This is a genomic window from Wohlfahrtiimonas chitiniclastica (genome assembly GCF_002252325.1).
Classification (GTDB): Bacteria; Pseudomonadota; Gammaproteobacteria; order Cardiobacteriales; family Wohlfahrtiimonadaceae; genus Wohlfahrtiimonas; species Wohlfahrtiimonas chitiniclastica.
In genome coordinates this window covers 1,011,802-1,033,445 of record NZ_NEFL01000001.1, presented here as the reverse complement: position 1 = coordinate 1,033,445, position 21,644 = coordinate 1,011,802, and the positions used below count along the sequence as shown (strand labels likewise).

The window sequence follows — 21,644 nt, the reverse complement described above, 5'->3', positions numbered from 1 at the left end:
TGCTACTAGTAGAATCAGGCAGCTAATTTTAAATAAGAATGAATCGAGGATAATAAGTATGGCTAAAAAGCCGAGTGTGTGTATCGGAATAGACATAGGATCATATTCAATCAAGATCGCAGAAGTGCAACGAAAAGGCAAAGATTTTCGTTTAACCCGCGCCCTTGTGTTTAACTGCGAAGGCGACTGGAAAGATGGCATGCCCGTTGAAATTGATGTGGCCGGCATCAGCTTAAATAAAGCGATGTCAGCGTTTGGTAGCTGTAAAGAGGCAACATTGGCGATCCCGACATCGGTGGCGATGGTGCGTTCTGTGCCGATGGAAACAAAGTTAAAAACCGATGAATTGTGGAAAACCATTGAGGCAAACGTGTCGCAATATTTCCCATTCTCTTCTGAAGAAGTGTTCATTGACTTTGTACCGATTAAACCCTCTTTAAGTGCAGAAGGGCACACAGATGTGTTGATCGTTGCGGCGCAAAAAGAGTTTGTCAATCAGCGCGAAATCTGTGCGGACATCGCAGGGCTTAAAGTCAATGCCATCGACATCAATATTTATGGCTTATTAGATCTATTGCACTTAAAAGGTGACATTGACAATATGTCTGATTATGATGCTGTGATGATTTTTGACATCGGTTTGATGCATTCAAGTTTAAATGTGGTCACCGGTGATCAATCTGTTTATGTGCGCGATGTACCCATTGGCGGCGAGCGCTTAACACAGTTGATCACAGAACAAAAATCCCTCTCTTTGCAAGACGCGGAAAAATATAAATTAAGTGGCGCTGCAGACATTCAAGAGAGCATTCAGCAATTCATCTCTGAAATGATGGTGCAATTACAATCATCGATTGACGTCTATGTGGCCAATAACCCACAAGTGACGTGTCATCGTTTATACATCTCAGGGGCAACCGCTTGTTATCCACAAATCCTCGATGCGTTGAGCACACAATTGACGAATGTTGAGGTGGAAGTGTTGTCACCCGACATGATTTTTGATGTGGATGACAAAGTCTATACTAAATTAAACGGCTCAAGCATTGAAGCACTTTCAACCGCAGCCGGCTTAGCAACGCGAGGATTACTCTAATATGATCGTTAAAATCAATCTATTACCGTGGCGCGAAGAGCTTAAGCTTCAGCGTGAGAAAAAAGTTAAAAGCTGGTTGGTGACAAGCTGTTTCATTGGGGCGATTTTAGCTGCCGCGGTGATCTTTTTTGTCAATGAAGAGCTTGAGTCGCGTGAAGTGCGCACCAGCATCATTGATATGGAACTTGCTAAACTCAGCCAAGTTGAAAAGCAGATGAATGAGCGTAAAGCCCAAACAGAAGCGTTAAAACAACAGCTCAATGTATTGCGTGAATTGGCCGCCCAACGCTCTGAAGTGGTGGGCATGATGGAGCAATTCTCTTCTGTAATGCCAGAGGATGCCTTCTTGATCTCATTGGCCTTTACATTGAATCAATTGAGCTTTAATGCCTTGGCAAAAGATCGTGATGTTTTAGCCGGTCACTTAGATCAACTCGATAAAAACATTGGCCCTGCGCCGATTCCACCGCATCGTGAAGTGGTGATTGATGGCAATAACGTGGTCTCTTACAGCGTGGTTGTGGACCCTGAAAAAAAATCGGCGATTGAAGAGGATGCAAAATGAATTTAAACAGCATTGATTTTAATGAACTCTTTTCCATTGAGAATTTAGCAAAGCAACCTAAATGGACGCGTGCCTTAGTGTGTGTGGGCAGTGCCATTTTAACATTTGCAGTGGTGACCTTTGGCGCCTTTAAATATTTTGAATTTGTGGATCAATTCCAAGCACAAAAAGATCGTGAAAACCAAAAGTTGGGTGAGTTGGCAAAAAAACTTGAGTTTAAAGCCTTAGCCGATCTCTATTTGGCTGAAATTGAGCAAGTGAATCAACTCTTATTAGAAGTGCGTAAGAAATTACCGCGTGAATTGAATGCGGCAAACTTTATCGAACAGCTCAATATGAACGCGATGCGCGCAGGGATTGATGTGAGACAATCGATGCCATTAGCAGAGCAATCGGCAGGCTTTTACACCAAGATTCCTGTGAGAATTGAAGGGTGTGCAACGTATGATCAGATTGGTCAATTTGTGGCAAACTTATCAGAAATTGAACGCATCATTACGCTTGATAACTTTGGTATCAATAGCTTTGTGCCAACTGCTCAATTGCCACAAGGCATTGAGATGTTAAAAAACGTGCCAAACGTTGTGGTGCCTAACTTTGACTGTGGTGTGTCCGGTCGTCAGGCGTTTTCAGCATTGATTGCAACCTATCGATATAACTCATAAGGAAAGAATGATGAATCCAAAAATTATGACAGTATTGGTATCGGCGTTCATTTTACAAGGTTGCTTTGAGCAATTTGAGCGTGGGGAACCGGTAGAAGAGCGCATCATGGATACAAAGCAATCTGTGGCACTCAAAGTAAAATCTCGTAAATTTGACAGCATCGCCAATAGCTTAGACATGGGCGATACCACCTTATTTTATATTGCCCAAGGCCGCGATCCATTTGTGGCGTCAGGCTCATTTAAAGGGGTGTTTGATTATGGTGACTTTGATGTCGCTGTACAGAGTAAAGTGCGTTTAAAACACGATCCTGAAAGACCTGAAGGTTATAAACCTGGCCCACTTGAAAAGTATGAGTTAGACAACCTAAAAATGATTGGTGTGATGTCATTGCAAAATGGCGAAACGGCTGCGTTGATCGATGATGGCAAAGGCAAAATCATCATGGCACGCGTCGGTGATTACATTGGCCGCGATTTTGGACGCATTAACAAAATCACAGAGCGCGACATTTTCATTGATGAAAAATTCGCCCCCGGCAATAAAGAAGATCCGAATGCATGGGTCTCTGCACCAAATAAAATATCGTTAAAAATAAAATAATTGGAGAGTATTTATGAGATTAACTCAGCCCGTTAATGGCTATCACTTAGGCGCAGTTTCTGTTGCATTGTCTGCTTTATTGTTCTCCACGGCCAGTGCGCAGCGCTTGACGGCCGTTGAATCTGTGGCGTTAGCCAATGGCAATGTTGAATTGCGTTATCACTTTGATCGTGATGTACAAGCCCCAAAAACCTTTTATTTAGACAATAAAAATTTATTGGTGCTCGATTTTGCATCCACAGGCGTCAATCAAGTGTTGAAAAATCGCACGATTAATAACAACATTGTGTCTGATGTACAAAACATGTACGCGAACAATAAAGTGCGCTCTACGGTTAAATTAAAAGACAACAGCACTTACTCGGTCAATAGCCGTGGTAATGAAGTGGTGGTGACGTTAGCGCCTAAAAATTTATATGAAACCACTCAAGCCGGTTGGCAAAATTCTGTGCAGTCAAATGTGCCCAGTCAGGATTTGATGGTCAATCAACCTGTTGCAAAAGATGTGGGCTTTTTCCGTAACTCACAAGGCGCGGGTGTAATCGAAGTCTTTTTACCCAATGCCCAAACACAAGTGCAATTGGTGGATGAACAAACCCGTGGTTTAACGGTTTCTGTGCCCGGTGTTGCGTGGAATCCTGCGCAAGTGCGCCGCATTGAAGTGACGGACTTTGCAACGCCTGTGTCTGCTTTAGAAGTGGTCAATAATAACGGAACGGCTGCGGTGCGCATTCGCACACAATCTAATTATGAATACAGCACCCAACAAATTGGCTCTAAGTTTCAGTTGATTGTGAAGCCAAAGCGCCAAATGGTTGAGCAAAAGAAAAGTGCTTTAGGTGAAAAAGATGTGTTCACCGGTGATTTAATCAGCATCAACTTCCAAGATATTGATGTGCGTGCCATTTTACAGATCATTGCGGACTTTACGGGCTTAAACATTGTCGTGAGTGACAGCGTCAATAGCCGCATCACCATCCGTTTACAAAATGTGCCATGGGATCAAGCCTTAGATGTGGTTTTACGCTCAAAAGGTTTAGTGAAACAACAAAGCGGTAATGTTGTGTACATCATGCCTGCAAATGAAGCGCGTACATTAGCCCCTGATTTGATCACAGAGATCATCCAAATCAATAACGCAAAAGCGGCAGAGTTGGCACAAGTATTATCCTCTCAACAAGGCACCAATGCAGATGGTACACGCGTGCAATCCACCGGTATTTCTGAACACGGTTCCTTAACGGTGGATCCGAACCAAAACTTATTGATTGTGCGTGATACACCTGAGCAAATGCGCATTGTGCGTGAGCTCATCAATCGTTTAGATCGTCCATTAAGACAAGTGGTCATTAAAGCTGAAATTGTGGTGACCACAGATTCAGTGACCCGTGACCTTGGCGTTAAATGGGGCGCGAATCAAGCGCATCATGGCGGTTGGGGTGAAGTGGGTGCAATAGGTGCACCATCAGGTAAAGGTCAGGCGCCTGCTTCAAGTATTTCTAACGTTTGGGGTGGTGGTACGTTCTCAGGCGGCATGGGGGTGTTTGGTTTATCCATTTTGCGTAAGCACTTTAATGCAAGCTTAGAACTTCAAGCCATGCAAATTGATGGTAAAGCTGAGCGCTTAGCAAGTCCAACGTTGATGACAACGGATCGTCAAGAAGCATACATTAACGAAGGTACGCAAATTGCCTATACAACCACAACCACAGATGGTGGCACCAACACTGAGTTTAAAGATGTGGTGATGGAACTTAAAGTAACACCAAGCATTACGCCAGATGACAACATCATCATGGACATTCAGATTAAGAAAGATAACCCAGGTGGCGTCATCAATGATCAGGTGGCGATTGAAAAGCGTGAAATTAAAACGCAAGCCATTGTTCGTGATGGTGAAACCGTCATGCTTGGAGGGATTTATACGGTAGATTCAAGTGATGACATCTCTAAAGTCCCATTTTTAGGTGATTTACCATTTGTGGGTAACTTATTTAAAAATAAAAGCACGAAGAATAGTAAAGCAGAAATGGTCATCTTTTTGACGCCGAATATTGTGAAATAACTATTGATTCTTGCAGTAAAACGATAGAAACTATTGGTCATGAAAATGATCAATAGTTTTTTTTTAGTGGGCCCGATGGGTGTGGGTAAAACCACAGTGGGTCAAGCCTTAGCCGAACAACTCGGCTTTTCCTTTATTGACAGCGATGCCTATATTGAAAATCAGGCAGGGCAATCGATTGCAGACCTCTTTGCAACGCAAGGTGAAGTGGCCTTTCGTGACTTAGAGACCAAAGCCATCGATGCATTGTCTTTATTGCCAAACATTGTGCTCTCCACCGGTGGCGGCGCCATTTTACGGGATGTGAATCGTGATTATTTAAAATCCCGTGGTACCGTGATCTTTCTAGATTTGGCACCTAGCGCCATTTTTGAGCGCATCAAAGGCGATCAAACGCGTCCGCTGTTAAAAACCACATCTCCCCTTGGCACCCTACAAAATATTTATGATGAACGTCATCCGATTTATTTAGATGCTGCCCATTATCGCATCTTAGTGGAAGGTCGATCCCCGCAAGAGATTTCTGATCTTCTGTTTTCTTTGTATAATGACCCTATGAATGTTTCAGCCGATTGGTGTATTCCGTTAAAGGATTTAAAGAATTAAGTTATGAAAATTATAGATATCGAACTTGGTGACCGTTCTTATCCCATTTGTATCGCCTCTACAAATATGTTCACTGACCGCTTAGAAGAAAAAGTTCGTGGTGAAACAGTCTTGGTGGTTTCAAACACCACCATTGCGCCGTTGTATATGGATTATGTGGTGGGATTATTGCCCAATAAACGTGTTGAAACATTGGTGCTCGAAGATGGTGAAATCTTTAAAAACAATGAATCCTTACAAAAAATCATCACCAAATTATTGACTTTAAAATATAACCGCTCAGCCACATTGATTGCATTAGGTGGCGGCGTGATTGGCGATTTGGTGGGCTTTGCGGCGAGCATTTATCAGCGCGGCATTGATTTTATTCAATTTCCCACAAGTTTATTGGCACAAGTGGACAGCTCTGTGGGCGGTAAAACGGCCATCAATCATCCCCTTGGTAAAAACATGGTGGGCACGTTTTATCAGCCAAAAGCCGTGTTCATCAATGTGGATGTGTTAGACACATTGCCGCGCCGTGAATTCATCAGTGGTTTATCTGAAGTGATTAAATATGGTTTGATTCGTGATCGTGACTTTTTCTATTGGTTGCGTGACCATAAAGATGCCATTTTGATGCGCGATAAAACGGCGATTAAAGAGTTGGTGGCGCGCTCTTGTCAGAATAAAAAAGAGATCGTGATGGAAGATGAGTTTGAGCAAGGCAGCCGCGCTTTATTAAACTTAGGGCACACGTTTGGCCATGCGATTGAAAAAAATATGGGTTATAAAGGCATTTTGCATGGTGAAGCCGTGGCGGTTGGCATGCGCATGGCGGCGATTGTTTCTGAGAAAATGGGCTTAATGAGCCCAGAGAAAGTGGCAGAAATTGAAGAGACCTTGACATCATTCTTATTGCCAACGTCTATGAAAGAGCAATTTTCATTTGATGCCATGTGGGAAGTGATGTTGCTTGATAAGAAAAACACGGCAACAGACATCCGTTACATTCTTTTATCTGACATTGGTGAAGGGGTTGTGATGGGCAATGTACCGAAAGCGTACATTGAAGAAGCTTTCCATATGACCATGACAAAGGACGCGTAAGACATTGAGGTTAGATCGACTCCCCTGGATCAAGGTGCCACCTTATGATCAAATTTTGACGCACTTAATCGATGTTTGTCAGGCGCGTCAAACCCATTTACTGTGCATACAAGGGCCGAATGGTTCAGGTAAGAGTCGATTGTTGTCTGAATTGTTTCGGGCATTGTCTGAAGATCCATCGCACGCGGTGGCCAGCTTAAATGGGCGTGATCACAGCGTTGTCCCAAGCACTGTCTGTACGTGGCCGAAATTTGATGCCCCTGATTTTGAAGCCGCTTTAGAAGCGTGGCTCACACAATTATTGCAACACAAAACGCATGCTTATCTCTTGATTGATGATGTCGAAGCGCTGCCATATGCAGAAATGCGTGCAGTGATGACGCTGTTTAGTCATCATCCTGAGCTTTTTTCAAAAGTGACGTTGGTCGCTTTCATGGGCATTGCGCCCGCGCACATCGAGATGCGTGAGTTGTTAAAAGGCGCTGAAGTCATCACACTCACTTCCATGAACATGATGGAATCTAAGCAGTTTGTGGACAGCGTGTTTGAGCATCTGAATCAAAATAAAGAGATCTCCATTGCAGAGATCAATCAGCTGCATAATCTTTCGTATGGTTACATTGGTAGATTGTTAAAGTTATTGGAAGAAGAGCGCCCAACACCCATGAAAAGCGTACAGCGCTCTTTTCAATGGTTATGGTGGTTATTGATTCCAATCATTGGGGTTGCAGGATTTGTGGCTTGGCAATGGTGGCAAAAAGCGCCAACAGAGCCTGCGGTCACAGATGCCCCCGATTTAACGATTGTGGTGGATGAAGTGATGCCGCCTGTCAAAGTGGTGGAGCCGGTGCCAAAAGTGATCACCGTGACACCAGAGCCCACAGCACCTGTGAAAGTGGTTAAACCCATTGAAATGGTGGCGGTGGCCCCAGCCTTGATGGTCAAGGGCGAACCGATTGTTGAGGCAGCGCATTCACCTGAAGCAATTTCGAAAGCCAAAGTCCCGCCGCCACAGAAAGAAAAAGCATCCACGAAAAACAAAAAAGTAGCCGTGCCTTACATTATTGAGCTTAGTCGTGACACAGAACGCGCGGCACTTGAAAAGCAGTTAAAAGGACGATCGATCCCCGGGCAAGTACAATATGCTAAAATCCATGAGCGGGGTAAAACCGTATGGATTGCCTTCATTGGGCCGTATGACACAGAGTCACAGGCCATTGAGGGCAAAAAGAAGCTGCCAGCGAGTGTGCAGCGCTTACCATTGAAAGTTAGAAAGGAATCCTAAAGTGGGTAGACGTAATGATCATTCGCGCGACGAATTAAAAGAAATGGTGATTTTGGCTGCCGAAAAAATTTTAGTCGATGAGGGTTACAATAAACTCACGACGCGCCGCATTGCCAAAGAGATTGGTTATACGGTGGGCTCTTTGTACATGGTGATCAAAAATGTAGATGATTTGATGCTCCTACTCAATGCCCGTACTTTACAACATTTATTAGAAAAAATTGAACTCGATTTAGCTAAGGGCTCAAAAGATCCGGAAGCTGCTTTGATGCAAATTGCCATCAGTTATGTGGACTTTGCCTTTGAGCATAAAGAGAAGTGGCAGGCGATCTTCATGCACCGTGTGACCGATGAAGCCTTGCTGACAGAAGATTACTTTGTGCACATTAAAAACCTCTTTTATGTGATCGGTCAGCAGTTGTCACAATTGGCACCGCATCTTTCTGAAGATGAATTGGGCTTATTGACGCGCGGTTTATGGGGCGCGGTGCATGGCGTGACCATGTTGAGCCTTGATCACAAATTTAGCATTGGTGCGCCTGTTGAATATGACACGCAGCGCGTGGTGAAAAGCGTGGTGGGCAGCGCATTATACGGCATTCAAAATAGAGCTTAATTATGGCAATTTTAACATTACACAATATTTCATTGGCTTATGGGGATCGTCCTTTATTGCAAAATTTAGATTTTACGTTAGAAAAGGGCGACCGCGTGGCTTTAATTGGCCGCAATGGCGAGGGCAAAAGCTCTTTATTAAAAGTGATCACAGGCGATGCTGTGCCAGATGATGGCGAAGTGATCATTGATCGTGGCTATCGCATTGCAGCACTTTCTCAAGAGATTCCACGTGATTTAACACAAACAGTTTATGATGTGGTGGCCGAAGGCATCCCTGAGGTTGGGCAAAAGTTGGTGGCGTATCATCAAATTTTATTGCAGCCAGAAGATCAGATGGATTTGGCAGAACTCAGCCGTTTACAGCATGAGATTGAAGCCCTTGATGGTTGGTCGCTTGATCAAAAAGTGATGACCATCATTTCGCAATTGTCTTTGCCAAAGGATGAGATCATCGCCAATTTATCGGGCGGTTGGATTCGCCGTGTGCTCCTTGGTAAAGCGTTAGTCTCTGAGCCTGATTTATTATTGCTCGATGAGCCGACGAACCATTTAGACATTGATGCCATTTTGTGGCTCGAAGAGATGCTGCTTAAGAATTATCATGGTGCGCTGTTGTTCATCACCCATGATCGTCAATTCTTGGGCAAGATCGCCAATAAGATCATTGAGCTTGATCGCGGCATTCTCTCAGAATTTCCGGGCAGTTATGACAATTATCAGCGCCGTAAAGCGGAGATGCTCCATGCAGAGAATCAAGAGCGTGCGCTGTTTGATAAGCGTTTGGCTGAAGAAGAAGTGTGGATTCGTAAAGGCATCGAAGCACGCAGAACCCGTAATGAAGGGCGTGTGCGTGCTTTAAAAGCGATGCGTGAGCAATTTAAAGAGCGCATTTCGCGTCAAGGGATTGCCAAACTCAATTTTGAGGAAGGTTCAACGTCTGGTAAGCGCGTCATCAGTGCGGAAAACATCTCATATTCCATTGATGGTAAATCCATTATTAAAGATTTCAGCATGACGCTGATGCGCGGCGATCGTGTGGGTTTAATTGGCGCGAATGGCGCGGGTAAATCCACATTGTTAAAGTTGCTCTTTGAACAATTAACGCCAGAGAGCGGCAAAGTGGAAGTGGGCACGAAGCTTGAGATTGCCTATTTTGATCAATTGCGTTCTGCGCTAGATTTAGAAAAAAGCGTGATGGACAATGTGGCAGAAGGCAGCGACTTCATTGAGATCAACGGTAAAAAACAACATTTGATCGGCTGGCTTCAGGACTTTATGTTCACGCCAGAAAAAGCGAGAAGCCCTGTGAAAGCATTGTCAGGCGGTGAGCGCAATCGCTTATTGCTCGCTAAACTCTTTGCAAAGCCAGCAAATGTCATCGTGCTTGATGAACCGACGAATGATTTAGACATCGAAACGCTAGAGGTGCTCGAAGAGTTATTGCTGAAATTTGAAGGCACGCTTTTGATCGTTTCCCATGACCGTGCATTCATTGATAAAACGGTCACTTCAACCTTGGTGTTTGAGGGTAATGGCTCGGTGAGTCAATATGTGGGCGGTTACAGCGATTGGCTGGAGAGTGTGGAGAGTCAAAAGTACTTTAACCACACCGCAGCACAGGCAGAGAATCACAAGTCTGAAAAGAAAAATGTTGTGGAAAAGAAGCCTGAAACAGAAGCACCTAAACCACAAAAGGTGAAGTTATCATATAAAGAGACGCGTGAATTAGAGACATTGCCCGCATTGCTCGAGCAATTAGATCAAGACATTCAGGCGCTCTCTGAACAAACGCAACACAGTGATTTTTATCAACAAGATCATGTGAAGCAGGCGGCAGTTTTAGATGCTTTAGCACGTAAGAATGAAGAACTTGACGAAGCCTTCATGCGTTGGGAGCTATTGGAACAGAAGCGTTCGCAGATGTGACATATTGCTTTTCGACAAATTACTGTATAGTATCTTGAGCTACAAATAAGTTACAACTAGAAAGATTAATTAGGAGGATGTTTATGGAACAGTTAAAAGCGCAAGCGGCCGGTAAAATTCGTAATCCAAATTTTGAAAATAAAATTGTCTCGGCAGAAGAAGCCGCATCATGGATGGAAGATGGCATGACCATCGGCATGAGTGGCTTTACTTTGTTTGGCGAACCTAAAGTGTTCCCGGGTGCATTAGCGGCTCGCGCACATAAAGATGGCATTAAAGTGAACATCTTTACCGGTGCGTCAATGGGACCGGATGCCGATGGCGTATTGGCTGAAAACAAAGCGATCAATTTGCGCTTACCTTACCAAGGCAATCCCATTTTACGTAAAGAGATTAATGGCGGTGAAGTAAAATACATCGACCAACATTTATCACACACCGCAGAACAATTGCGCCAAGGCGTGTTAGGTGAGATTGATTATGCTGTGATTGAAGCGGCAGCCATCACAGAAGATGGTCAAATCATTCCAACAGGTTCTGTGGGTAACTCACCGATTTTTGTGGACAAAGCCAAACACGTGATCATTGAATTGAACGTCTCTGCACCCGCAGCTTACGAAGGCATTCATGACGTGTATGTGCCAAAAGATCAAGGCGAAAATAGCCGTGAAGCGATTCCTGTGTATGATGTGAGTAAACGCATCGGCAGCGTTGGCATCAAAGTTGATCCTGCAAAAGTGCGCGGCATTGTATTATCAGATCGCCCAGACATTCCATCACCTTTATTTGAACCAAATGAAGAGACGCAAAAAATTGCGGACAATTTATTAGAGTTCTTAGAAAAAGAAGTGGAAGAAGGTCGTTTGACAGAAAGTTTAGCGCCGTTACAATCAGGCGTGGGTTCTGTGGCAAATGCTGTATTGAGCGGCATGAAGCACTCTAAGTTTAAAGACATCACCGTGGCATCAGAAGTGTTGCAAGATGGCATCTTTGACTTGATCGATGCGGGCGTTGTGAAATTTGCAGCTGCGACGGCATTCTCTTTATCCGCTAAACGCGTGGCAACCCTTGCGGAAGATTTAGAGCGTTATAAAGGCAAAGTGATTTTCCGCCCACAAGAGATCACCAACCATCCTGAAGTGATTCGTCGTTTAGGCGTGATTTCTTTTAACACAGCGTTAGAAGCGGATATTTACGGCAACATCAACTCAACCCATGTCAATGGCACGCACATGATGAACGGTATTGGCGGCTCAGGTGACTTTGCGCGCAATGCGCGCATCACGATCTTTGTGACACAATCGACCGCGAAAAATGGTGACATCTCTGCCATCGTACCATTTGTGACACACGTGGATCACGCAAACCATGATGTGGACGTGATTGTGACAGAACAAGGCTATGCGGATCTTCGTGGTAAATCACCTAAAGAGATTGCAGCCTTGGTGATTGAAAACTGTATGCATCCTAAATTTAAAGCCCAAGCACGTGATTACTTTGATCGCGCTTGTGCAAAAGGTGGTCAAACACCACACATCTTGTCTGAAGCATTCTCATGGCATGATCATTATGCGAAACATGGCACCATGGTTTTAGGCGAAAGCAAAAAATAAATTGGGTCATTAAAAAAATCCCTGATGACGATCAGGGATTTTTTTTGTCTCAATGTTTAGTGCCGATTAATCGAGTGTGGCATAAAGCGCGATGGCATCTTTTAATTTCTCTTCACTTGGCATTCTGCGAATGGATGTGAATGCAGTGATGTTGCCATCTTTATCAAATGAAGGCACAACGGTGGCGTACACCCAATAATATTCGCCATCTTTACAAAGATTTTTCACATAACCATTCCAACTTTTGCCGGATTGAATGGTGCTCCACATGTCCTTAAATGCCGCCTTTGGCATGTCAGGGTGGCGCAAAATGTTTTGAGGCTGACCGATCAATTCATCTCTTGTATAGCCGGAGATGTCAATAAAAGCTTGATTCGCTTGCATGATTATTCCGTTCGTATCCGTATATGAAACAATGAGTCGGCCAATCGGGTAAGGGATGCGTGTATCATTGACTGAGACTGTACGAGTTGAACCATCATAATAATGTAATTCTACTTCGCGAGAATTCGACATTTCCTTCTCTCCTAAGCTTGTGTAGAAATTTAAAATAGGCAATTTTCATTGTGTTATATTGCCGCGACAATTGACCATTATACGATAAAGCGGCCAAAGATAAACTGAGAATCAGGAAAATATTCGCTATAATTACGGCTCTATTCATGGTTGGAAGAGATTGAATGAACCCACAAGATCGCGCAATTGCTCATGCAAAACGAGTGTTGGAGATTGAAGCTAAAGCCGTGAGTGCTTTGCAATCAATCATTGATGAAAATTTTTATGCCATTTGCCAAGTCCTCAAAGCGTGCACAGGGCGCGTTGTGGTGACCGGCATGGGCAAGTCTGGACACATTGGCCATAAGATTGCCGCAACTTTTGCAAGCACCGGCACCCCTGCATTTTTTATGCATCCGGCAGAGGCAAGCCACGGTGATTTAGGCATGATCACGGCATCTGATGTGGTGATTGCTTTATCAAACTCAGGGGAATCCGATGAGATTGTTGCCATCATGCCCATCATGATTCGCCAAGGTACACAAGTGATCGCCATTACAGGCAATGATCAATCCACATTGGCAAAAAATGCGCAGTATCATCTGTTAGCAAAAGTGACAGAAGAGGCCTGCCCATTGAATTTAGCACCCACTTCATCGACAACAGCAGTGCTTGCCTTAGGCGATGCCATTGCAGTGACGTTGATGGAAATGCGTGGCTTTACGGCAGATGATTTTGCGCGCTCTCATCCGGGGGGTAAATTAGGCCGCCGTTTATTGCTGCGTGTCTCAGATGTGATGGCACCATTTGATGAGCTCGCGAATGTCTCTGAAGATCAGCATTTAACCGATGGTTTGCTTGAAATGACTAAATATCCCCTTGGCATCATCGTGGTGACGGATGAATCTGCCCATTTAAAAGGTGTGTTCAGTGAAGGGGATTTGCGCCGCACGTGGACAAAGCATGCAGACATTCGCGAATTGACCATGAAAGCCTGCATGACAGAAACACCCATCAGCATTGGACCTGACGCTTTAGCGGTGGATGCTGCAAATTTAATGGAAGCAAAACGCATCAGCGCGTTGCCTGTGTTAGATGATGCGGGTCATGTGGTGGGCGTTGTGACGATGCACCATTTATTAAAAGCGAGAGTCATGTAAGTCATGCAGTTGAATCAACAGCAGTTAGAAGCGGTCCATTCCATTGATCGACCGCTTTTGGTGTTAGCAGGTGCAGGCTCTGGTAAAACGCGCGTCATCACCGAAAAGATCAAATATTTGGTGCGCGAGTGTCATTATCCTGCCCGCAGCATTTATGCCGTCACGTTTACCAATAAAGCGGCCAAAGAGATGGCAGAGCGCATTAAAGGCACGCTCAAGCGTGAGGAGTCAAAAGGGCTTCGCGTCACGACCTTTCATCGCTTGGGTTTGCAGATTTTAAAAAAACATGGGCATTTATGTGGTTTAAAAGCAGGTTTTTCCATTTATGATCAGCGCGACAGTTTAGGATTATTGACTGATTACCTCAACGACAGCGATGAGGCGAAAATGATGCAAATGCAGATTTCTAACTGGAAAAATGACCATCAATCGGTGGAATCTGTGCAATCGCAGGTGGATGATGAGGCCATGGTACATGCGGTGGATGTGTATCGTGAGTACCGTGATCAGCTCACCACTTATAATGCGGTGGATTTTGATGATTTGATTTTCCTGCCGCTCAATCTTTTGCAAACCCATGAAGAGGTGCGCCGCTATTGGCAGCGGGAGATTCGTTATTTGTTGGTGGATGAATATCAAGACACGAACTTATGCCAGTATGAATTGGTGAAGCTGTTGGTGGGCAGTAAAAGTGGTTTGACGGTGGTGGGGGATGATGATCAATCCATTTATGCTTGGCGGGGCGCACGACCTGAAAATCTCAATCAGCTGCACCATGATTTCCCAAATCTCAAGATGATTAAGCTTGAGCAAAATTACCGCTCAACGGGGCACATTCTCAATGCGGCGAACCATGTGATCCGTTTTAATCCCCATTTATATGAAAAGTCCTTATGGTCAAGTTTAGGGATGGGCGATGAGATCACCATTGATGAGTTTAAGAGCGCCCAAGATGAGATTGATTATGTGGTGCTCTCCATTGAAGAACAAGCGGCGCTGACGGGCAATGATTACAGTCAGTTTGCCATTTTATATCGCGGCAATCATCAGGCAAAAGCATATGAAATGGCGCTCAATATGCGCAATATTCCGGTGCGCGTTGTGGGTGGTACGAGCTTTTTTCAGCAGCCAGAAATTAAGGATTTGATTTCATACTTAAAAGTGATGGTCAATCCAAATGATACGGCATCTTTGGTGCGCATTTTAAACATTCCTAAGCGTGAAATTGGTGCGGTCTCTTTGAAAAAGCTTTTGGAATTTTCTAAAGTCAATCAATTGTCGCTCTATGAAGTGCTCAACCACTCACAGCTTGGCAAAGTGATGGGCAAGGGCTTAGGCTTGCGCTGCGGTGATTTTTATCAAGTTTTAGAGCGCACCAAGAAAATGCTTGATCAAGGGCAAACGCGTGAAGCACTTGAACGCATGCTCGATGCCATTGAATATGATGATTATCTTCGGGATCAATCCACGTCGCCTAAATCTTTTGAGCGCAAACAGAGCAACATTCAGTATTTAATCAATTGGCTCGATCAATATGACATGCCCTTTGAGGAGATTTTATCGCACCTGACATTGGTCTCCATTTTAGACAATGACAGCGAACAAAAAGAACACAATGCAGTGACGCTCATGACGCTTCACAGTGCTAAAGGGCTTGAATTTCCTTATGTGTATCTTGTGAGCATGGAAGAGGACATCTTACCCCATAAAAATAGCATCGATAATGATACGGTGGAAGAAGAGCGGCGATTATTTTATGTGGGCATTACGCGGGCGCGTCAGCGTTTATCTTTGACGTATTGCCGTCAGCGTAAGCGTTATGGTGAATGGGAGCCGTGCACCCCAAGCCGATTTTTAGACGAATTGCCAGAGAAAAACATCATTTGGCGTCGCCCGGGTGATGAGTCACTTCAGGTGAAAAAGGAGCAATTGTCGGCGGTATTGGGGGATTTACAAGCGTTACTGCGAGGATGATTAATGTGTCAATGTGGCTCTGATGGTTTCAAAGTCACGTTGCAATGCATAATCTTTTTTGAGTTCTGTTTCGACCTTACGGCAAGCATGCATGACCGTGGAATGGTCGCGTTCAAAGGCGCGGCCAATTTCAGGCAAGCTGTGTTGCGTCAATAAGCGCGCCACATACATGGCCAATTGCCTTGGTTTGGCGATGTTTGCCGCTCTAGATTTACCCATTAAATCCGCTGTTTTTAAGCCATAATAAGTGGTGACCACTTTTTGGATGTTCGTTAAAGTGATTTGGCGGCTTTGAATTTCCATCAGGCTGCCTAAAGCATCCTGGGCAATGCTGACGGAGAGCGGTGAGCCTTTAAAGTTTGCCAGAGCATTGACTTGTTTTAATGCGCCTTCTAATTCTCGCACGCTGGCTTTGACGGTTTGCGCAATAAAAAATGCCGTCTCTTGCGGCAAATTGAGCCCCCAGTTTTCTGCTTTTTGCAGTAAGATTGCAATCCGATGCTCTAATTCAGGTGGCTCAATGTTCACAATGAGCCCGGATGCAAAGCGCGACTTTAAACGATCTTCCATCATCTCAAGCTCTTTAGGGTAACGGTCACAGGTTAATATCACCTGATGACCACCATCAAGGAGCGTATTGAAGGTGTGGAAAAAAACCTCTTGAGATGTGTCTTTGCCCGCTAAAAGTTGAATGTCATCGATCAATAGCGCATCTAAGGTTTTATAAAAGTGGCGTAAGTCAGAATGGGTATTGTTGCGAAAGCTGCGCACAATGTCTTCAATGAAGCTGTCGCAGTGCTGATAAATTAAGCGGGCATCGGGATATTTTTCACGGATGGAGTTACCCACTGCATGCATTAAATGCGTTTTACCAAGCCCCGTACTGCCGTAGATGAACAATGGATTGTGGGATGTGCCTGGATGCTGCGCCACTTGGGCACAAGCAGCTAAGGCAAATTGGTTGGATTTACCCTCAACGAAATTATTGAAGGTAAAGTCATGGTTGAGATTGCTTGTTTCAATGGCCGATTCTTTGATGAAATCTTTGATCACATCGCGTGAACGCCCGCCGCGTCCACCGCTTTTACGGCTTTTCTTTTCCACAACGGCAGGCGCTGAATATTCATCTTCAGTGCCCACACCATATTGAATCGTGATGTCACGGTCTAATTTGCCCGCAAAGATCTTAGTGATGATCTCTTCATAATTTTTTTTCACCCAACGAATGATCATGTCAGATGCTGCCAAAATAATGACCTTATCTTCTTTAATCAGAAATTTGAGCGGGGCAACCCACATAGCAAAGTCGTCTTCAGGGATATTGCCAGACAATTCCGAGAGACATTCTTCAATTATTACATCCATTTTAATTTTCTAGACCAATGACGGGGCGATATTGTAGCAAATAAATCCATTTTCAGAAAATGGGGAGAGGTAAATTATGCGATTATTTTTGGCACTCTGAGGGCGTAATTTCACCACTACTTTTAAGTGTAATCATTTTGCATGGATCCGTCGCTTTTAACCAATCGCCTTGCGCCGTTGCTGTTAAGGTGTATTGTTTGCCGGCATCATGCTTGTAGGCAAGTTGATAGATGGTTGTGCTGCCATGCTTGACTGTATTGGCAATATTCGCTTCAGCTAAGGTGATCTCATTATAAGTTTTGCGTTTTTCAAGACGCGTTTTTTCAATCTGGGATTGCGCGGCTGTCAATGCTGCAATGCCTTCGGCAATTTTTGTTTTGCGTTGGGCATTTTGATAACTTGGCACAGCAAACATGGCAATGATGCCAATGATGGCCACAACAATCATCAGTTCAATCAGGGTAAAACCTTTCTTATGCATTTGATCACCTTTTAATTATGAGTGTTGAGTGAGGAGACTCAGCTATTTTACATGATTAATGAATTGCTTAAAGCGTTCGGAGGTGGGATTGGTGAACATAACTTCAGGCTCGCCACTCTCTTCGATGATGCCTTGATGGAAAAAGAGGATTTGATCTGATACATTGCGTGCAAAGTCCATTTCATGCGTCACAATGATCATGGTCATGCCATCGGCTGCGAGCTCTTGAATCACTTTTAAGACTTCTTGCACCAATTCAGGGTCAAGGGCAGAGGTCGGCTCATCAAATAAGATCACTTCAGGATTCATGGCAAGGGTGCGTGCAATGGCAACGCGCTGCTGCTGACCGCCTGATAAACTGCTTGGGTAGACATCTTTTTTATCTAATAAGCCCACTTTGTCTAAGAGTTTTTCTGCGGTGGCAATGGCCTCTTTTTTCGGGATGCCAAGGACATGGACGGGCGCTTCAATTACATTTTCAAGCACCGTCATGTGCGCCCATAAGTTAAAGCTTTGGAACACCATGCCCACTTTGCTGCGATATTTTTGGAGTTGTTTTTGGTTTTTCGCCACCAATCCTTTTGGGCTTGCTTTTAATTCAAGCACTTCTTGATTGAGGGCAATGGTGCCGGCATTCGGGTTTTCTAATAAGTTCAAACAGCGCAAAAAAGTACTTTTGCCAGAGCCCGAAGAACCTAAAAGAGAGATCACTTCTCCCTTATACAAGGATAGAGAGATGCCCTTGAGAATTTCAAGTTCACCAAAGGACTTATGTAAGTTCTGTACCTCGAGCACGGGCGCAATGTTCTGTTGACTCATCATACCTAAAATCTGTAAATTAAAATAATGGGTGATTATAACAAATAAAATCTGTGACTTTGTTATAATTACCGCTCTTAATCATACAATGAACGAATTAGGATGAGAGTATACTTCCCGTGCATCGCCATTTTGTTGACGTTAGGTTTAGCGCATGCGGACAAATTGACTGTTCGCATCGAAGGCTTAGACGGGCACAAAACCGCCTTAACAAACGTGCAAAATGCTCTGAGCATTTATGAATATCAGAACCGAGAAGCGCCGCCTGCTTTACGCGTCGAGTGGCTGAACGAGCAAGCCCCCGCGGAGATTCAACAGGCTCTTGAACCTTATGGTTTTTATCGCCCAAAGATTAAAACAAACCTCACTAAAGAGGGCGATACATGGGTTGCAACTTATCAAATTAACCCTGAAGATCCCATTAAGATTAATGATCTGATCTTTGAGCTTGAAGGTGAAGGGCGCCGCAAAAAAATCTTTAAAACCATCATTCAAGAGAGCGACTTGCGTTTAGGCGCACCTTTAAATCAGGTGAGCTACGAGAAGATGAAAAACACCCTTTATAACCGCGCGTTGTCGATGGGTTATTTTGAGGTGGATTTTCCGGTGCATCAAATCATTGTCAATTTAGACACTTATAAAAGTCTGGTGCATTTAGCGATGGATACAGGGCGCCGTTATCACTTTGGGGAAGTGACGTTTCAGAGCGATTATTTCTCTGAAGACCTCTTGCGCCGTTATGTGATGATGAATGAAGAGACAGAATTTTCTGACACGCGCACTTTAGAGTTACAACAAGATTTAGATGCCTCTGACTATTTTGAAGAGGTGGTGATCACCCCAACGATTGACCATGCCAACCGCAGTGTGCCGCTAGACATTAAAGTGACACCGAAAAAGCGTCGCGTATTCAGCGTGGGTTTAGGTTACAGCACGGACATTGGTGCGAGAATTTCAGGGCTGGGCACTTGGCGTTATTTAAATCCGATGGGTCATAAAATGACAGTGGATTTACTCTTAGCCCAAAAGCAACGCCGCGCTGTCTGGGTGTATACCGTACCGGGTAAACGACCGGCCACCAGCTTTTATGATTTTTATGTGCGTTATGATTATGAAGACACCAAATACCGTGATTATACCGCTTTTGTCATTGGCGCATCGAGCACACACCAAAAAGATAATTTAAAACAAGTCTATGCATTAGATTACCGCAATGACCGCTTTAGAACGCCCGATGGTGTGCGTCGCCATACTAAAATGATCGTACCAAGCGCCACCTTTACATGGCAAAACATTGAAAACCCTTGGTTCACTGCATGGGTTTTAAAAGGCTCTGTGATGGTGCGTGGGGCCGCAAAACAGATCGCGTCTGATGTGAACTTTATTCAAGTGAAAGCCGAAGGCACGGCGGTGATCCCAATTCCAGGCTTCCAGAATGATCGCATCATTTTACGTGGACAAATCGGGCATACCTTTGTGCCCAGTGAAGACTTATACAACATGCCGCCAGCGCTACTGTTCCAAACCGGTGGTGATAACTCCGTGCGCGGTTATCGTTACAATGGAATCGGTGAAAAGGGTTACCGCAACAATGAGATTTATGGCGGTAAAAAATTGGTGGTTGCAAGCTTTGAATACGAACATCGCTTCACGAAAGAGTGGGCAGGCGTCACTTTTGTGGATGCAGGGGATGCATTTAACGGCCCTAAACCGAATTGGAAAGTAGGCGCAGGTGTGGGTGCCCGTTGGTATTCACAAATTGGCGTGGTGAAGTTTGACATTGCCCACGGCTTTAACCGTGAATTTGGCGATACTGTGCGTTTTCACTTAAACATTGGGGCTGAGTTATGATCCCTGATTGGTACGAGGAAATTTTTCAAAAATATCATGCCATTTTAAATGAGTATGATCATCTCTACATCGGTTTAAGTGCGGGGATTGATTCAAACATGCTGCTCCATTGGCTCCACACTTACCGTGCGAAATTGCCACCGGTGACGGCGATTCATGTCAATCATCAATGGCATGGGGAAGACTCCATTATTTGGGCGAATTTTGCCCGAGATAAAGCTAAGCATTATGGCATAGATTTCATCAATTATGATGTGGTGATCGACATTGATCAAAAGGGTGCAGAAGCCTGCGGACGTGAAGCCCGTTACATCCAATTTGCCAAAACCATGGCAGAGATGGGCGGCAAAGGTTTATTGTTGGTGGCGCATCATCGCTCAGATCAAGCCGAAACGGTGATGTATCGCTTGCTTCGGGGCTCAGGCACTTTAGGCCTAGGTGGCATGCGTGCGATGACCACTTTGCACTTTGGTGATCATGCCTTAGAAGTGTTGCGCCCTTTGTTAAGCATTTCAAAGTCTACGCTTTATCAAACCGGTAAACGCCTTGGCATCGCATGGATGGAAGATTACACCAATCATGGTGTGGAAGAGGCGCGCAACCAAATCCGTAATGGTATTTTTCCAAAAGTGGCGGAGTTTTTCCCCCATTATGAACAGACCTTTGCAAGAAGTGCTGAGCTCATTCAAGAGAGCGACGCATTATTGTTAGAAATTGCCGAGATGGATGGTAAGCGTGCCATTGCCAATGGGCAATTAGACTTAACAGAAATGCGAACATTGTCGCGGCTGCGTCAAAAGAATTTGCTGCGCCATTGGCTCAATTTGCACCATGTGATTTTAGAAAAGCGTCAATTTGATGAGTGTTTTGCCATGTTTGTGGCGAAAAAGCCCACCTCTGAAAGCTGCTTTGCCATGCATGATTGGTGCATCCGTGCTTTTGAGCACACGTTATACTTTTTAAAACCTAAACCTGTGGTGAACCATCGCGTGGCATGGGTGAAAAGTGATCATGCGCCCCCATTATCTTTTTGGCGTGGGCTTGATTTAATGCTCGTAAACCGCGAAAATGGCGGTTCATTTCATCCTATGTGGCGAGATCGATCCCAAACTGTGAAAAAACTTCTGCAAGAAATCGCGTTAGAGCCATGGCTGCGCCATGACATACAGCTTCTAAAAGACCGCGCAACTGGCGAGGTGATTTGGATCGAGCATTTAGGGCTAAGTCAGCGTTATCAAGCGCTGTGCGAGCCCTCAGGCATATTGCCAACCATCATCCGAGAGCACTGATATCCATGATCATTCAAATGAGCAAACAGTGTGGGAAATTCGGAGTTCAATGCGCGCGTCGCAAAATTCATTGTTCAT

19 protein-coding genes are annotated in these 21,644 nt (G+C 44.5%); 15 read left to right on the top strand and 4 right to left on the bottom strand.

The window, feature by feature from the left end; translation table 11 throughout:
• Positions 1-58 precede the first annotated feature (58 nt).
• From pilM to scpC, 11 genes are all read left to right on the top strand, one after another.
• Positions 59-1,096, top strand: coding sequence for a type IV pilus assembly protein PilM (gene pilM / locus B9T10_RS04785; protein WP_008316475.1), 1,038 nt, complete (start codon positions 59-61; stop codon positions 1,094-1,096).
• A gap of 1 nt (position 1,097) precedes the next feature.
• Positions 1,098-1,661, top strand: coding sequence for a PilN domain-containing protein (locus B9T10_RS04780; protein WP_008316477.1), 564 nt, complete (start codon positions 1,098-1,100; stop codon positions 1,659-1,661).
• On the top strand, positions 1,658-2,326 hold the full coding sequence (locus B9T10_RS04775; RefSeq protein ID WP_018121715.1) for a type IV pilus inner membrane component PilO: 669 nt from the start codon (positions 1,658-1,660) through the stop codon (positions 2,324-2,326). The genes B9T10_RS04780 and B9T10_RS04775 overlap by 4 nt, the downstream gene beginning before the upstream one ends.
• Before the next feature lie 7 nt (positions 2,327-2,333).
• Entirely contained in the window at positions 2,334-2,930 is a 597-nt protein-coding gene (locus tag B9T10_RS04770) for a pilus assembly protein PilP (RefSeq protein ID WP_246534876.1), read from the top strand.
• Positions 2,931-2,943: 13 nt separating this feature from the next.
• Positions 2,944-4,995, top strand: a complete 2,052-nt coding sequence (locus B9T10_RS04765; RefSeq protein WP_094537981.1) for a type IV pilus secretin PilQ — start codon at positions 2,944-2,946, stop codon at positions 4,993-4,995.
• Between the two features lie 45 nt (positions 4,996-5,040).
• Entirely contained in the window at positions 5,041-5,601 is a 561-nt protein-coding gene (locus tag B9T10_RS04760; protein WP_246781871.1) for a shikimate kinase, read from the top strand.
• A 3-nt stretch (positions 5,602-5,604) separates the two neighbouring features.
• On the top strand, positions 5,605-6,690 hold the full coding sequence (gene aroB / locus B9T10_RS04755) for a 3-dehydroquinate synthase (protein WP_018121718.1): 1,086 nt from the start codon (positions 5,605-5,607) through the stop codon (positions 6,688-6,690).
• 34 nt (positions 6,691-6,724) lie between these two features.
• Positions 6,725-7,975 carry an SPOR domain-containing protein gene (locus B9T10_RS04750; protein WP_246782149.1) on the top strand — a complete coding sequence of 417 codons (1,251 nt, stop codon included), beginning with the start codon at positions 6,725-6,727 and terminating at the stop codon, positions 7,973-7,975.
• Position 7,976: 1 nt separating this feature from the next.
• Positions 7,977-8,591, top strand: coding sequence for a TetR/AcrR family transcriptional regulator (locus B9T10_RS04745; RefSeq protein ID WP_008316484.1), 615 nt, complete (start codon positions 7,977-7,979; stop codon positions 8,589-8,591).
• A 2-nt stretch (positions 8,592-8,593) separates the two neighbouring features.
• Entirely contained in the window at positions 8,594-10,519 is a 1,926-nt protein-coding gene (locus B9T10_RS04740) for an ATP-binding cassette domain-containing protein (RefSeq protein WP_094537979.1), read from the top strand.
• Positions 10,520-10,602: 83 nt separating this feature from the next.
• Positions 10,603-12,132, top strand: a complete 1,530-nt coding sequence (gene scpC, locus B9T10_RS04735) for a succinyl-CoA:acetate CoA-transferase ScpC (protein WP_008316486.1) — start codon at positions 10,603-10,605, stop codon at positions 12,130-12,132.
• Between the two features lie 66 nt (positions 12,133-12,198).
• Here scpC and B9T10_RS04730 read toward each other — a convergent pair whose 3' ends face one another.
• Positions 12,199-12,648: a PAS domain-containing protein gene (locus B9T10_RS04730; RefSeq protein ID WP_081600432.1), complete on the bottom strand. Its 450-nt coding sequence runs from the start codon at positions 12,646-12,648 to the stop codon at positions 12,199-12,201.
• Between the two features lie 164 nt (positions 12,649-12,812).
• On the opposite strand from B9T10_RS04730, the gene B9T10_RS04725 reads away from it, so the two are divergent.
• Together B9T10_RS04725 and B9T10_RS04720 are read left to right on the top strand one after the other, a co-directional pair.
• The gene (locus tag B9T10_RS04725) at positions 12,813-13,787 is read left to right on the top strand and encodes a KpsF/GutQ family sugar-phosphate isomerase (RefSeq protein ID WP_094537978.1); all 975 of its coding nucleotides are present in this window, start codon (positions 12,813-12,815) and stop codon (positions 13,785-13,787) included.
• A 3-nt stretch (positions 13,788-13,790) separates the two neighbouring features.
• Positions 13,791-15,761, top strand: a complete 1,971-nt coding sequence (locus tag B9T10_RS04720) for an ATP-dependent helicase (protein WP_018121724.1) — start codon at positions 13,791-13,793, stop codon at positions 15,759-15,761.
• Here B9T10_RS04720 and dnaA read toward each other — a convergent pair whose 3' ends face one another.
• From dnaA to B9T10_RS04705, 3 genes are all read right to left on the bottom strand, one after another.
• Entirely contained in the window at positions 15,762-17,126 is a 1,365-nt protein-coding gene (gene dnaA / locus B9T10_RS04715) for a chromosomal replication initiator protein DnaA (protein WP_039950071.1), read from the bottom strand.
• An 82-nt stretch (positions 17,127-17,208) separates the two neighbouring features.
• On the bottom strand, positions 17,209-17,607 hold the full coding sequence (locus B9T10_RS04710; protein ID WP_063455184.1) for a type IV pilin protein: 399 nt from the start codon (positions 17,605-17,607) through the stop codon (positions 17,209-17,211).
• A gap of 42 nt (positions 17,608-17,649) precedes the next feature.
• Positions 17,650-18,429 (bottom strand): ABC transporter ATP-binding protein, encoded by a 780-nt coding sequence (locus B9T10_RS04705; RefSeq protein ID WP_008316495.1) that lies wholly within the window; start codon positions 18,427-18,429, stop codon positions 17,650-17,652.
• Between the two features lie 99 nt (positions 18,430-18,528).
• Between B9T10_RS04705 and B9T10_RS04700 the strand changes: the two genes are divergently transcribed.
• Positions 18,529-20,277 (top strand): autotransporter assembly complex protein TamA, encoded by a 1,749-nt coding sequence (locus B9T10_RS04700; protein ID WP_063455183.1) that lies wholly within the window; start codon positions 18,529-18,531, stop codon positions 20,275-20,277.
• Positions 20,274-21,566, top strand: a complete 1,293-nt coding sequence (tilS, locus tag B9T10_RS04695) for a tRNA lysidine(34) synthetase TilS (protein WP_094491411.1) — start codon at positions 20,274-20,276, stop codon at positions 21,564-21,566. Before B9T10_RS04700 ends, tilS begins: the two co-directional genes overlap by 4 nt.
• Positions 21,567-21,644 lie beyond the last annotated feature (78 nt).

What these genes read in the sequence shown, in the direction of transcription:
- tilS (WP_094491411.1), top strand. Translation starts at nt 20,274, where the DNA reads ATGATCCCTGATTGGTACGAGGAAATTTTTCAAAAATATCATGCCATT.
- B9T10_RS04760 (WP_246781871.1), top strand. Translation starts at nt 5,041, where the DNA reads ATGATCAATAGTTTTTTTTTAGTGGGCCCGATGGGTGTGGGTAAAACC.
- B9T10_RS04780 (WP_008316477.1), top strand. Translation starts at nt 1,098, where the DNA reads ATGATCGTTAAAATCAATCTATTACCGTGGCGCGAAGAGCTTAAGCTT.
- B9T10_RS04765 (WP_094537981.1), top strand. Translation starts at nt 2,944, where the DNA reads ATGAGATTAACTCAGCCCGTTAATGGCTATCACTTAGGCGCAGTTTCT.
- B9T10_RS04710 (WP_063455184.1), bottom strand. Translation starts at nt 17,607, where the DNA reads ATGCATAAGAAAGGTTTTACCCTGATTGAACTGATGATTGTTGTGGCC.
- B9T10_RS04740 (WP_094537979.1), top strand. Translation starts at nt 8,594, where the DNA reads ATGGCAATTTTAACATTACACAATATTTCATTGGCTTATGGGGATCGT.
- scpC (WP_008316486.1), top strand. Translation starts at nt 10,603, where the DNA reads ATGGAACAGTTAAAAGCGCAAGCGGCCGGTAAAATTCGTAATCCAAAT.
- B9T10_RS04775 (WP_018121715.1), top strand. Translation starts at nt 1,658, where the DNA reads ATGAATTTAAACAGCATTGATTTTAATGAACTCTTTTCCATTGAGAAT.
- pilM (WP_008316475.1), top strand. Translation starts at nt 59, where the DNA reads ATGGCTAAAAAGCCGAGTGTGTGTATCGGAATAGACATAGGATCATAT.
- B9T10_RS04770 (WP_246534876.1), top strand. Translation starts at nt 2,334, where the DNA reads ATGATGAATCCAAAAATTATGACAGTATTGGTATCGGCGTTCATTTTA.
- B9T10_RS04720 (WP_018121724.1), top strand. Translation starts at nt 13,791, where the DNA reads ATGCAGTTGAATCAACAGCAGTTAGAAGCGGTCCATTCCATTGATCGA.
- B9T10_RS04730 (WP_081600432.1), bottom strand. Translation starts at nt 12,648, where the DNA reads ATGTCGAATTCTCGCGAAGTAGAATTACATTATTATGATGGTTCAACT.
- B9T10_RS04725 (WP_094537978.1), top strand. Translation starts at nt 12,813, where the DNA reads ATGAACCCACAAGATCGCGCAATTGCTCATGCAAAACGAGTGTTGGAG.
- B9T10_RS04705 (WP_008316495.1), bottom strand. Translation starts at nt 18,429, where the DNA reads ATGATGAGTCAACAGAACATTGCGCCCGTGCTCGAGGTACAGAACTTA.
- dnaA (WP_039950071.1), bottom strand. Translation starts at nt 17,126, where the DNA reads ATGGATGTAATAATTGAAGAATGTCTCTCGGAATTGTCTGGCAATATC.
- aroB (WP_018121718.1), top strand. Translation starts at nt 5,605, where the DNA reads ATGAAAATTATAGATATCGAACTTGGTGACCGTTCTTATCCCATTTGT.
- B9T10_RS04700 (WP_063455183.1), top strand. Translation starts at nt 18,529, where the DNA reads ATGAGAGTATACTTCCCGTGCATCGCCATTTTGTTGACGTTAGGTTTA.